The 12,827-nt window shown below is 60.4% G+C and carries 13 protein-coding genes; 9 read left to right on the top strand and 4 right to left on the bottom strand.

The features are described from left to right. Positions 1-8: 8 nt before the first annotated feature. Together VFN25_RS08880 and VFN25_RS08875 are read right to left on the bottom strand one after the other, a co-directional pair. Entirely contained in the window at positions 9-695 is a 687-nt protein-coding gene (locus VFN25_RS08880) for an HAD family hydrolase (RefSeq protein ID WP_325140975.1), read from the bottom strand. Between the two features lie 14 nt (positions 696-709). Then, positions 710-1,768 carry a substrate-binding domain-containing protein gene (locus VFN25_RS08875; RefSeq protein ID WP_325140973.1) on the bottom strand — a complete coding sequence of 353 codons (1,059 nt, stop codon included), beginning with the start codon at positions 1,766-1,768 and terminating at the stop codon, positions 710-712. Positions 1,769-2,216: 448 nt separating this feature from the next. Between VFN25_RS08875 and gspL the strand changes: the two genes are divergently transcribed. From gspL to VFN25_RS08840, 7 genes are all read left to right on the top strand, one after another. Beyond that, positions 2,217-3,416 carry a type II secretion system protein GspL gene (gene gspL, locus VFN25_RS08870; RefSeq protein WP_325140971.1) on the top strand — a complete coding sequence of 400 codons (1,200 nt, stop codon included), beginning with the start codon at positions 2,217-2,219 and terminating at the stop codon, positions 3,414-3,416. After that, on the top strand, positions 3,413-3,904 hold the full coding sequence (locus tag VFN25_RS08865) for a type II secretion system protein M (RefSeq protein ID WP_325140969.1): 492 nt from the start codon (positions 3,413-3,415) through the stop codon (positions 3,902-3,904). The genes gspL and VFN25_RS08865 overlap by 4 nt, the downstream gene beginning before the upstream one ends. Before the next feature lie 50 nt (positions 3,905-3,954). Beyond that, positions 3,955-4,722, top strand: coding sequence for a type II secretion system protein N (locus VFN25_RS08860; RefSeq protein WP_325140967.1), 768 nt, complete (start codon positions 3,955-3,957; stop codon positions 4,720-4,722). A 2-nt stretch (positions 4,723-4,724) separates the two neighbouring features. Beyond that, positions 4,725-5,528: an inositol monophosphatase family protein gene (locus tag VFN25_RS08855; protein WP_325140965.1), complete on the top strand. Its 804-nt coding sequence runs from the start codon at positions 4,725-4,727 to the stop codon at positions 5,526-5,528. Positions 5,529-5,778: 250 nt separating this feature from the next. Continuing rightward, positions 5,779-8,139 carry a TonB-dependent siderophore receptor gene (locus tag VFN25_RS08850; protein ID WP_325140962.1) on the top strand — a complete coding sequence of 787 codons (2,361 nt, stop codon included), beginning with the start codon at positions 5,779-5,781 and terminating at the stop codon, positions 8,137-8,139. A gap of 63 nt (positions 8,140-8,202) precedes the next feature. Then, positions 8,203-8,889, top strand: coding sequence for a Fe2+-dependent dioxygenase (locus tag VFN25_RS08845; RefSeq protein ID WP_325140960.1), 687 nt, complete (start codon positions 8,203-8,205; stop codon positions 8,887-8,889). After that, positions 8,882-9,676, top strand: coding sequence for a tetratricopeptide repeat protein (locus tag VFN25_RS08840; RefSeq protein WP_325140958.1), 795 nt, complete (start codon positions 8,882-8,884; stop codon positions 9,674-9,676). The genes VFN25_RS08845 and VFN25_RS08840 overlap by 8 nt, the downstream gene beginning before the upstream one ends. Positions 9,677-9,687: 11 nt before the next feature. Here VFN25_RS08840 and VFN25_RS08835 read toward each other — a convergent pair whose 3' ends face one another. Further along, positions 9,688-10,344: a response regulator transcription factor gene (locus VFN25_RS08835; RefSeq protein ID WP_325140957.1), complete on the bottom strand. Its 657-nt coding sequence runs from the start codon at positions 10,342-10,344 to the stop codon at positions 9,688-9,690. Further along, complete coding sequence (locus tag VFN25_RS08830; protein WP_325140955.1) at positions 10,341-11,795, bottom strand: sensor histidine kinase; 1,455 nt, start codon at positions 11,793-11,795, stop codon at positions 10,341-10,343. The genes VFN25_RS08835 and VFN25_RS08830 overlap by 4 nt, the downstream gene beginning before the upstream one ends. 167 nt (positions 11,796-11,962) lie before the next feature. On the opposite strand from VFN25_RS08830, the gene nudE reads away from it, so the two are divergent. Continuing rightward, positions 11,963-12,526, top strand: coding sequence for an ADP compounds hydrolase NudE (gene nudE, locus VFN25_RS08825; RefSeq protein WP_325140953.1), 564 nt, complete (start codon positions 11,963-11,965; stop codon positions 12,524-12,526). After that, positions 12,523-12,827: 3'(2'),5'-bisphosphate nucleotidase CysQ family protein (locus tag VFN25_RS08820; protein ID WP_325140950.1), on the top strand; the 305-nt coding region annotated here is incomplete at its 3' end. The genes nudE and VFN25_RS08820, both read left to right, overlap by 4 nt.

The following is a 12,827-nucleotide window of genomic DNA, read 5'->3' as shown; positions in this document are numbered from 1 at the left end:
TGTTCTCGTCAGGTTTCGGAATCGAGCCAATCTGCGAGCGCGCCGAGATCGGTCATTTGCAGGTCAGGTTTTGTCTCGTGTAGCCATGAGTCGCCCCTGCGATTGAGCCAGGCCGTGCGCATGCCGGCATTGCGCGCTCCGGCCACATCGGCCAGTGGGTCGTCACCGACATGCAGGACATTTTCCGGCAGGATACCAAGTCGCTCGCAGGCGTGATGGAAAATCACGCTGTCAGGTTTGGCGACGCCGACATCAATGGCGCTGACGCTGAACCGGAAGTGTTCGTGCAGCCCGATTCGCTCCAGTTGCGCAGTGCCATTGGTGATGCCGATCAGCGGAAAACGAGCCGCCATGCGGGCCAGCGCAGGCGTCGTGTCCGCGTAGCATTCGACCTCATTGCGCACGCGCTCATAGACTTCGTAGGTGCGCTCAACCCAGTCCTCGCCGAGATCGAACGAAGCGAAGGCGCGCTGCAAAGTCAGGCGGCGTTGCGCACCAAAATCATGCGCGAGCTCGGGATGCTCGCTGGCAACCTGATTGCGAAGCGTGCGCAGTGACTCGATCGGCCATGCCGCAGCCACTTCCGGGCAATGCTTGCGCAGCCAGCCGTCAACCTTCTGTTCGACACGCTTGATGACCGGATCAATCGGCCAGAGCGTGTCATCAAGGTCAAGCGAAACGGCATGGATCTCCATGGCATCGGCGGAATTCAGAGTGGATTCGGATCGGAATCTGCGGCGGCTTCCCTGGCCGCCTTGGCTTTTTCGGCACGACCAAGATTCTTGCGCGCTTCCTCGGTGGATTCAGCGCCCGGAGCAATCGCGATGCGTTCCTGCAAGGTGGCGCGTGGCGCTGCGATCGGCCTGGGTTGGCGCTTGCGAGGCATCGCGGAGACATCGGCCGGGGTTACCGAAACGATGGCCGAATCAATGAAGGCCAGGCGTTCGCTGTCGCGTGTGTAGACATCGCCGGCTTCTGCATAAGGGACGAGTTGGTGCTGGCGCATCGCTTGCAGTGCCGTAGCTGATCCGAGAAAGCGCACGAAATCATCGATCGCGGGACGATTGGGCGAATCTGCGCGCTGCACGACATACAGCGTGATGAACAGCGGGTAGCTGCCATCGGCGATGCTTTGCGTGCTCGCCGTCATGCCCTCGACGTTGAGCATCTTCATGCCGCGGTTGGCAAAGGCGCTCGACAGGGTCGTCAGGCCGAGGCCGTTTGGATCAATCGCAATGGCTTCTTCCAGCTTGCTCGTATTCAGGTACAGGCGGGGCGCGGCCACGCGCTGCTCACCGCGCTTGTAGAGCAGGTTGCGAAAACTGAACTCGACGCCATCGAGTGGTGCAGCAATCGAGTAGAGGTTGATCGGCGCATTCGTGCCGCCGAGTTCCTGCCAGTTCTTGATCCGGCCAAGATATATCTGGCGCAACTGGGCGAGGCTGATGTTGCTGACCGGATTTCGCGGATGGGTTACGACAACGATGGCATCAAGAGCGACCGGCTGGAAGACCAGTTGTTGCTCGACTTCGCGCTCCTCGTTCATGGCGCGGGCACTGCCGGCAATATCCGCCTTGCCGTCGATCACCGCATCGATTCCCGAGATCGTGCTGAAGGGTTGCACGGTCAACAGGCCTTGCTCCTCTTTGCGATAGGCATCGACCAGGTCGTTGATGAATCCGCGTGCCGAAACGATGTCACCACGCCAGATGATTTGCGACTTCGGCACGAACTTCCCGGTCGAGGATTTGCTGCCACTGGCAGCCATTGCCGGTGCGGCGAAAACGAATGCAAGGAGCAGGAGGCAATGGGTCGCAAATGTGAAGCGATTGGGCAAGGTTGAACGTGAAGCGCACATAGGCAGTAGGACGGCGCGTGGCCGCAGCGAAAAAGAGACGCAACTTTATCACGGGCTCAGTAGAACCAAGCGTTTATGCATGCCCGGTCCGGATGACTGGTGAATAGCGCGCGCCCTCGCGCATTCGATGATTCCATTCGACATCTCAGGCACCTGGCGATAATTCATGGCATCACCTCCATCGTGAAAATCCGAGCGCATCCGCTGTCCATCGGGATCATCGCGCTTCCATGAATGAATCGGACCGGGCCATTCATCCAACTCTCTGATTGCACGGGTTTGCTGGCGTCGACAAGGCGGATTTCCGGCATCCGCTGCAGTTCTCGTACAATCGACCGGTTGTCCAGGAGCTCAACGAATGTCCGATCGCCTCATTCTGCGCCTCGATCGTAGCGACCAGCTTGCCTGGTTACGCCAATCGGTGGACGGCCGCGTGCTCTCGTCGAGCCAGTCGACCCCGCCATCTGCTGCAGTCATCGCCGCCGCTGACGAGATCGTGGTGCTCGTGCCTGCCGAGGATGTCTTGTTGATCGAGACACGGGTCAATGCGCGCAGTTCAGCGCAACTGCAGCAGGCGGTGCCGTTCGCGGTCGAGGATCAATTGCTTGGTGCGGTCGAGGACCAGCATTTCGCGATCCATGCGGACAACGATGGCCGCGTTGGTGTGGCCGTGGTTGCGCGCACGCGCATGCAGCGATGGATTGCAACGCTTGCAGCACTCGGCGTGCGCGCTGATGTGTTGATCCCGGAATCGCTGGTGTTGCCGTTTTCCGCGGAGTCGGCGAGTGCAATGATTGACCAGGGACAGGTTCTGATTCGTCTCGATCGCTGGTCAGCGCTGACGTGTTCGAGCGCACAACTTTCGGACTGGCTGACGCAGGTCCGTGCAAGCGGTATTGATCGGGCGATCGAAGCGCACGATTTCGATGACGAAAGCGATGCCGCAATCGGGCAGCACTTTGCCTCGTATCAAGCGGGCTTGCGCGATCCGCTTGCATTTCTGGCGCGCGACCTGGGCCGGTCGGCCGTCAACCTGCTCAGTGGAGAATTTGCCAGCGACCACCGTCAGGCGCGTGGCACACGCTGGTGGCGACGCGTTGCGATCGCTGCGGCTGCGTTCGTGATCCTGGCATTCGTCCATCGCGGTCTCGAAGTGCGTCAGCTTGGACAAGAAGTCGCAAACGTCGACGCGGCGATGACGGAGAGCCTGCTCAAGACGTTCCCCGATCTTGGCGCCGCCGAGCGATCACGGGCTCCGCAGAGCGTCATGCGTGATCGTCTCGAACGTTTGCGTGGTGGCAGTGAATCCAGTGGTTTCCTGCGTCTGCTCGGTCAGATCGCGCCGGTGCTCGGACGTACCACGCGAACGCAGATGCGCGGCCTTGAGTTTCGCAATGGCATCCTCGAAGTGGGCTTGCGCGCGCCCGATGTGGCCACGCTCGACAGCATGCGCGAGCAGTTTTCCGCCATTCCCGGCCTGAGCGCCGAGGTCACGGCTTCGGTTCCGGCGGATACCGGCGTCGATGGCCGCATACGCATCCGTGGGGACGCACCATGATCGCGACATGGTGGAATCAACAGACGCTGCGAGATCGTCGCGTGCTCATCATCGGTGCGATCGTCGTCGCGATTTTTCTGGTCTGGTCGTTCATCTGGCACCCGTTGGCGGCTGAAAGGGAACGACTCGCCAGCCAGCTCGACAATGCGCGACGTGATCTCGCCTTCGTCCGCGTGGCGGAAGCCGAGGTGGATCATCTGCGCAATGCCGGAGTGCGCTCGCGTGCGGACCGACAAGGCAAATCGCTGCTCGCGCTGGCCGATGTCAGCGCCCGCGGCGCCGGTTTGGAAGGTGTGCTGAAGCGCCTCGAACCGGTTGGGCCCAACAGCGTACGTGCCAGTTTCGAGTTTGCCTCGTTCGATACCCTGATGGCCTGGATCGAGAGCCTGGCCCGCGACTACGGCGTTCAAATCACGGATTTCTCCGCCGACCGGGTCGATGCGACAGGTCTCGTGAACGCGCGGGTAACGCTTGAGGACATACCCTGATCGCCGCGATGTGCAAACCAAACCCCGTCCTTCCCTGAAATCCTGGAAAAATGAAACTATTCAAGTGGCTGTTCGCCCTGTTGATCCTGATCGTCGTCATTGCGGGTGCGGTTGCCTGGACCCTGCCGGCTGATGTTGCCTATCGCTATGTCGCGACACGCCTGGGGCCAATCTCACTGGTCGGTGTGCGCGGTACCGTGTGGTCGGGTCATGCCGACGGTGTCAGCGTATTCGGTCGTGATCTTGGCGAGCTGGATTGGCAAGTCGAGAAGCTGCCGCTGTTTGCACGTCGCGTGCATGCCGATCTGCGCATCCGCGGCGCCGACATTGTCACCTCCGGGCTGGTCGAGCGCGACGCCGATGGTCGCATCACGGCTCATGATGTGCGCTTTCGGGTGCCGGCTTCATTGATGTCGCCGGTTCTTGATGTTCCTTCGCTGAAATTGCTCGGCACGATTACCGGAACCTTTGCCAAGGTCAGTCTGTACGAGGGCCTGATCAGTGACGCCAACGGAACCGCACGCTGGAGCGAAGCGGGTGTCACGGGTACTGCAGAAGCGCGCTTTTCCGACATCCTCGCCGATTTCGCCTCGAAGCCCGATGGCAGCATTGCCGGAACGGTGGCTGACGACGGCAAGGGCAATCTTGAGGTCAACGGTCAGTTCAGGATGACCGCCGCCGGATTCGAAGTCGAAGCTTTCCTCGCCGCGCGCAATGATGACCCGCGCGTGCAGGATGCCTTGCGCTATGTCGGTCAGCCACAACCCGATGGCTCGTCGCATCTGGTCATCACCGGTCAGTTGTTCAAACTGTTCTGAGCATGACGCTGAGCTCTTCATTTCTGGCCGAGGCACTGGCAGTCGCGCATCGAGCCGCAGACGCGGCAGCGCTGGGTATCCATGCGCGCTATTCCAGCCACGACTTCTCGGTTGATGCCAAGGCGGATGCAACGCCGGTCACCGAGGCCGATCGTGAAGCCGAGTTGGCAATCAAGGATGTGTTGCGCGCGCGCTTTCCGGATCACGCGTTTCTTGGCGAAGAACACGGTCGTGAAGGTGAAAGCGATTTTCTATGGCTGATCGATCCAATTGACGGGACCAAGGCCTTCGTCCGTGGCTATCCCATGTTTTCGACCCAGATTGCCCTGATGCATCAGGGTGACCTGGTGCTTGGCGTGTCGGCGGCTGGTGAATACGGCGAGCGTGCCTGGGCCGTTCGCGGTGGTGGTGCCTTCATCGGGACGAATGCCAGTGACGGACAGAGAATGCGTGTCTCGGACGCCATCGATTTTGGTCCGATGGCCGCTGTTTCTACCGGCAATCTGAAGTCGATGGCGACTGATCCAGACCGTTGGCAGGCGCTCGGCTCACTCGTCCAGCGAGTCGGCCGCATCCGCGGCTATGGCGATTTCCTGCACTATCACCTGCTGGCCCGGGGTTCGATTGATCTGGTCATCGAGTCCGATCTCAATATTCTTGATATCGCCGCACTCGCCGTCATCGTTCGCGAAGCAGGCGGCATTTTTACTCCGCTCAAAGGCGGAACCATCGACCTCGACATCCGCGACGCACTCGCCGGCACGCCGGCCCTGCATGCCGAAGCCCTGGCACTGTTCAATCCCTGATGGACTGAAGACGACTTGATGCGATAGCAGATTGAGCGCTTAATACGGTTGCGAATGATTCGCATCTAGTGTTTAATTCGCATCCTGCGCAGCCACACTCAAGCCCTCAAAAGCGCTGGCCACATTCCGGTTTCCCGGCTTCGCGACCTGGTCGCGCCCGAGCAGACCTGGAACGCCCTGGTCCGCTTTGTCGTTGGTGACAGCCAGACGCATTCGCCGCTTCTGATTGAAATCCACTCAAGGAACATTGATGTCTTCCTCACCGTATATCTCCACGTCCCAGGCTTCGCCACGCCGACTCCTGGCAACCGCACTCGGCAGTATTTTCGTTTCGGCGACCGCGCCGGCCTTTGCCGACGCCAATACACCGCCGGATCTTCCGGATGCCGACAACGCGCGCGAACTCGACAGCATCCAGGTTGATGGCTATGTAATCAGCGAGCCGGCATCGAGCAAGTTCACCGCTCCGCTGCTGGATACGCCGCGCTCGGTGGCGATTCTGCCGGAGGCCTTGATTGGTGATGTCGGTGCGACTGATCTGGTCGATGCCTTGCGTCTGATCCCGGGCATCACCTTTGGTGCTGGTGAGGGCGGCAATCCGCAAGGCGACCGGCCCTATCTGCGTGGATTCGATTCGCAGGGGTCGATTTTTGTCGATGGCGTTCGCGATGCCGGTTCGCAAACGCGCGAGACCTTCAACATCCAGCAAATCGAAGTGGTCAAGGGCCCGGATTCGGTCTACAGCGGCCGCTCCAATGGCGGCGGCAGCATCAATCTGGTGACCAAGGCACCGGTTGCCGAGGCCTTCACCCAGATCGCGCTTGGGCTGGGCAATGCCGAGTATCGGCGTGCCACTCTCGACACCAACGTGCTCATTGGTGACAACGCTGCGCTGCGCGTCAATGTCATGGGTCAGGACGCCGGTGTTGCCGGGCGCGACGCGGTTAACGGTCGTCGATTCGGTTTTGCGCCATCGGTCACCTTTGGCCTCAACAGTACGACCTCAGCGACCCTCGGCTTCTACCATCTGCAAACCGATGAGTTGCCTGAGGCCGGCATTCCTTATCGCTACAGCTTCAGAAGCATTCCGGCCGGGGTGCGCGTCGTGCGTCCGGATGATGGCGGCGACAGCAGCAACTTCTATGGCCTGGTCAACCGTGATTTCCGCGACGCCAATGTCGATATCGGCACACTGCAGATCCGTCACGAATTCGGCAACGGAATGAGTCTGCGCAATACCACACGCTACGGTCGCTCGCAGCAGGACTACATCGTCAGCATGCCCGATGACAGCCAGGGCAATGTGATCAATGGAGAAGTCTGGCGGCGCGTGAATACGCGTGCGGGTAACACCGTATCGGCGATCAACCAGACCGATCTCTCGGGAGAATTCAAGCTCGGCGCTACCCGAAACGTCTTCAACGTCGGACTTGAGCTGGCCAACGAGAAAGCGTTCAAGGACCGCTACATCGTGCCCTACATCAATGCATCGACCGCCTGCGAAACCCTCGGCGTCGGTGCGCCCTCGTTCTTCAACTGCACCAGCCTGAGCAACCCGAATCCGAACGATCCGTGGCAGTCAGGCACCTATGATTCGGCGACGGACAGCTTTGTTCCGGCGCCGATCGTGCGTGCCAACGACCCGACCCGCACGACCGCTGACACCCAGGCGCTGTACCTGCTCGATACCATGCATTTCAGCGAGAACTGGTTGTTGAACCTCGGTCTGCGTTTCGACCGCTTCTCGACCAAGGCTCCGGTCACTTATTGCCCTGACCTGCCTGGATCGGTTTGTCCGCGTGGCTACAGTGGTCCGAAAGTTACCGAAGAACATCGCAGTACCAGCAACGAAGTCACCGGCCAGATCGGTCTGGTCTGGAAGCCGGTCGAGGCAGGCAGCGTGTACCTGTCGCTGGCCAACTCGGCAACTCCACCAGGCAGCTTCCTCAGCGAGGGCAGTGACACCAATCCGATCAGCATCAACGATCTCGATCCGGAAAGGACGAAGAATATCGAGTTGGGTGTCAAATGGAATTTGTTCGGCGATCGCCTCGCCGTCAGCGCCGATCTGTTCAACACGGAAAAGACCAATGCACGCCAGCTTGATGTCGATGGCAGTTATCAGAACATCGGCAAATCACGCGTTCGCGGAATCGAACTTTCAGCGACCGGCAACATCACCGAGGCCTGGAGCGTTTTCGCCGGTTATGCCTACATGAAGGGCAAACTGGTTGATGGCGGTTTCGTCGGTGGTGAGCCGAATCCGATCAACGGCACGCCGCTGGCCAACATCCCGGAAAACAGCTTCAGCCTGTGGAGCAGTTACCAGCTCTCGCGACGTCTGAGTTTCGGTGGTGGTGCGTTCTATGCCGATGATGTGGCCGGCAGCTACCGGGTCAATGCCGCCGATGGCCTGCTGACCGAATTCGGCATGCCTTCGTATTGGCGCTTCGATGCGATGGCCAACTGGCAGGCCACGGAAAAGCTCGGCTTCCAGCTCAACCTGCAAAACCTGACCGACAAGACCTACTACACCAAGGCCTATCCGGTTCACTTCGTCTCGCCTGCTGCCGGACGCTCGGTGCTGCTGACGGCCAATCTGAAGTTCTGAGTCATTGCAAAAGCAGGTGGCGAAGGTTCTCGCCACCTGCTTGCAAAATCGGGAGGTGCCTGCGTGCTGGTTCATGTTGCGGATGTACTTGATGCGAATGAGCTTGCCCATTGTCGCGAGCGCCTCGCCCATGCTGAATGGAAAGATGGAAAACGCACGGCGGGCTATCAATCTGCCCAGGTCAAGAACAATGGTCAGCTGGCTGAGAATGATCCGCTGGCCATCGAACTCGGTGCACTGATCCTTGATGCCCTGTCGCGCAACACGACGTTCTTTGCCGCAGCCTTGCCGCACACGATTTATCCGCCGCTGTTCAATCGCTACACGGGTGGCGAACACTTCGGCATGCATATCGACAACGCGATCCGCTATGACCGCCGCCAGCAACCGGCGCTGCCGGTGCGAACCGATCTTTCGGCGACGCTGTTTTTTGCCGAACCCGATGAATACGACGGCGGCGAACTGGTCATCGAGGACACCTATGGATCGCATCGCGTCAAGTTGCCGGCCGGACATCTGATCCTGTATCCGGGTTCGAGCCTGCACAAGGTCACGCCGGTGACGCACGGCGCGCGAGTGGCCTCTTTCTTCTGGTTGCAGAGCCTGGTTCGCAGCGATGCGCAGCGGCGCCAATTGTTTGAGCTGGATGTCGCTATCCAGTCGCTGACCGCACGTGTCCCCGACGCACCTGAACTGGTCTCCCTGACCGGCGTCTATCACAATCTTCTGCGTGCCTGGTCGGATGTCTGAGGCATCGACTTCGGCCTCTACCGGGCTGGATCAGGATCATCTCATCGCCGCATTGCGCGAGGATCCCGACGCGGCCATCGAGGCAATCCGTGCGGCTGCGCTGACCGGCGAAATCGCTGCGCAATTCCTGCTCGGGCAAATGCATTGCGAGGGTCGTGGTGTCGCGCTCGATGCAAGTGAAGGCCTGCACTGGTATCGATTGGCGGCCAACTCCGGCATGCCGGAGGCGATGAACATGGTCGGACGCTGCCATGAACTCGGTACTGGAACCGTCGCCGATGCGGTGCTTGCCGCAGTCTGGTATCGAAAGTCAGCGCAGGCTGGTCACGATTGGGGCATGTACAACTACGCCAATCTGCTCGCGACCGGGCGCGGTGTCACTGAATCGCGCAGCGAAGCGCTGAGCTGGTACCGCAAGGCGGCCGATCTCGGTCACGCCAAGTCGATGAACCTTGTCGGTCGCTATCTGGAAGAAGGCTGGGAGGTGGCGCAGGATCCGATCGCGGCCAGCAGCTGGTATCGGAAATCCGCCGAAGCCGGTGACTTTCGCGGTCAGGCCAGTCATGCGCAGATTCTGATCGAGCAGGGCAGGGTCAGCGAAGCTGTGACCTGGTTGCAGCGTGCGGTCGACGCGGGAAGCCCATCCTTTCTCATTCATATCGCCAAGGATCTTGCGGTTTCGCCGCATCCGGCGGTTCGCGAAATTGCCCGCATTGCACGTGAGCGATGTGCCACTACCGACAGGCTGCCAGGCAATCAGCGAAACGCCCCGCTTGGCGCTGTTTGATCAGCGTTGCGTTACTGCGGCTCGCGCTGCTTCATGCCGCTTCGCCAGGCGTAGACAGCGGCCTGGGTGCGGTCGCTGACGTTGAGCTTGCCAAGCACGTTGCTGACGTGGGTCTTGACCGTTTTCTCGCCGATGCCCAGGCGCTCGGCAATCATCTGATTGCTGAGTCCTTCGGCGACCAGGGTCAGGGTTTCGCGTTCGCGCTGGCTGAGGGATTCGAGTGCGGCGCTGCCCGGCTCGACGCCGCGACGCATCGCGTCCATCAGACGTGCGGCAATCCGCGGGTGCAGCACCGCTTCACTCTGGGCCGCCTTGCGCAAGGTATCGGCCAATGCATCGGCGTCGACATCCTTGAGCAAGCAGGAAAGTGCCCCGGCCTGGATTGCCGAAACAATCTGCTGCACATCCTCGAATGAAGTCAGCAGGACCACCTGGGTGTTCGGGCTGGCACCGCGAATGGCTCGCGTCGCTTCGATTCCGCCGCCGGGCATGACCAGATCAACCAGCGCGACATCCGGCTTCTGCTCCTTGCACAGGTCGACGGCTTCGCTGGCACTGCCGGCTTCACCAACGATGGAAAGGTCGGCGTGGGTTTCGAGAAATCCACGAATACCCTGACGAACGAGGTCATGGTCGTCTGCGATGACGATGCGGATTGGCTTGCTCATCTCGTTACCTCGGTTTGAAAACTGACGGTGACGCGCGTGCCGCGACCCGGTGTGCTGTCGAATTCGAAGTGGCCGCCGGGCAGGGTCTCGGCGCGATCACGCATGTTGCGCAGCCCCATGCCCCTGGTCGACGGGTCGGCTGCACCCGAACCATTATCGTCGATGATGAGGCTGACGCGTTCCGCCGCACGACGGAGGCTCAGATCGACATGCTGGGCGCCACTGTGACGCAGCACATTGGAGAGCGCTTCATCGACGATGCGTAGCAGGGATTCTTCGGTGCCTGCGGCCAGCGACGGAACGTCGTTGATATCGAAACCCAGACTCGCGCCGCTGCTGTGCGCCCAGTCATTGGCGCGCATGCGCAGGCGTTCGGCGAATGGCAGTTCGGCGTCCGAGGCGCGCATTTCATCGAGAATCTGGGCGAGTTCCTGCTGGATCTGCTGGGTCAGGCGCTGGGCCAGTTCGAGTCGTTCGCTGCCTGCTGTATCACCGAGCATGCGTCGCGCCGTGGCCAGTTGCAGGTTCAGGGCGAAGGCTTTCTGCTTGACCGTATCGTGCAGATCGCGGGCCAGGCGTTGTCGCTCGGCGAGCATCGCCAGCTGCGCGCGCGACCGCAGCAGACCCTTGAGGTCGAGAGCCATGCCATCAAGCATGGTCGACAATCCGCCAATCTCGTCGTTTGAACGGTCGTCGATACGGTTGGAGAAATCGCCACGGCTCCAGGCCATGGCTGCGCGTTCGATCCGGTTCAATCGGCGCGTCACCCAGGCAGCAAGAAACAGCGAAGAAGCGAGGCCGAACACGATCAGGAACGCGAAAACGGTGGGTGACTCGAAGCTCGAATCAACCAACAAGTGACGCCATGGTGGCGGAATGCGCAATTCGACAAACAACCATCCCATTCGAGCGCCGCCTGCATCGTGCAGCGGGATTACGAAGCGTTGAATGGTGAAGCTCTTGTCGCTGGAGGCCAGCGAAGTGACCTTCGCTCCCACGGCGCCGTCTGCATCATGAAGTTCCGATGGTGTTGGTAGATCCAGGGCCCATCGAGCGTTGTTTTCGGTACGCGCGAGCAACTCGTTGTCGGCATCAAAAATCGCCGCACCCAGAGGGATGTCATTGAGCTCAAGCAGGATGTAGGACTCATCCGGAGTCAAGCCGCCGCGTGGCTGCTGCAAACGAAGTGTCCAGGCATCGAGCCAAACCTGCAAAGCTGTCGCGTCAACCGTGCCGCCGTTGTGCAAATCAGGCCATTTGCCCAGCAAGGCCGCGGCTCCGCTTTCGGTCGCGCGTTCAAGGCTGCCTTGTTCAACACCGTTGACGAAGCGTTGGAACTCATAAGTCAGGATCACTGCCTCGACGACAATCAGTGTCGGCAACGACAACAGCACATAAAAAAGTGCAAGTTTGGATACCAGGCCACGCAGGCGCGGACGCAACACGGTCATGGGTGGGCTATCGCATTCATCAAGCGCACAAGCATACCGGTTAGGGGTCTGAGCGGCAGTAACCTCGGGTAGCGTATTCATGCCTGGTCCGGGCATATGACGGCGTGACGGCTCTGTTGAGCGCTGGTCCGGCGATGCCTGCACGTGCTTGCGGTTACAATTCATGGATGAGAAGGAAACCCCCCGTCGTGCTGGCGACGCGCCCCATCGAACAAAGTCGCTTCCTGCGCGCGGAGCAGGTTGATCTTGAATTCTCCAACGGCGAACGGCGCACCCATGAGCGCCTGCGTACGTCGGGCCTCGGTGCAGTGATCATGGTTGCCATGCGGGACGAGGACACCGTTTTGCTGATCCGTGAATACGCGACGGGTCTCGGCAGTTACGAGCTTGGCCTGCCCAAGGGACGTCTGGATCCCGGCGAAACCGCGGAGCAGGGCGCAAATCGCGAACTCAAGGAAGAGATCGGTTTCGGCGCACGTGATTTGCTTATCCTGACCAGGTTGTCGGCTTCGCCAACCTACATGAGCGCGATGGCTCACGTTGTGCTGGCGCGTGATCTCTACCCGGAACGTCTGCAAGGCGATGAGCCCGAGGAGCTTGAAGTGGTGCCATGGAAACTGAGTGAGTTGCATACCCTGCTGCAGGAACCCGAGGTCAGCGAAGGTCGCTCGATCGCGGCCCTGTTCATCGCTCGCGAATTTCTCGCTGGCCGCTTCCGGCCGACACCATGAATCTGGAAGCCCTGATTCCAGAGGTCTGCGCGATTGCGCGCAAGGCCGCAGCGGCGATTCTTGAAGTCTACGAAAGCGAGTTTGCGGTCGAGCACAAGGACGATCGATCGCCGCTGACGGCGGCGGATCTGGCCGCGCATCGCTGCATCGTTGACGGCTTGAGCAAGCTGACTCCGGATATTCCGATTCTGTCCGAGGAGTCCGCAGAAATTTCCTGGGATGTTCGTCGCCAATGGACGCGCTATTGGCTGGTCGATCCGCTCGATGGAACCCGTGAGTTCGTCAAGCGCAACGGCGAGTT

This window comes from Dokdonella sp. (assembly GCF_035703485.1).
GTDB lineage: Bacteria > Pseudomonadota > Gammaproteobacteria > Xanthomonadales > Rhodanobacteraceae > Dokdonella.
The sequence above is the reverse complement of the archived record's forward strand: the minus strand, read 5'-3'. Positions and strand labels throughout refer to the sequence as shown.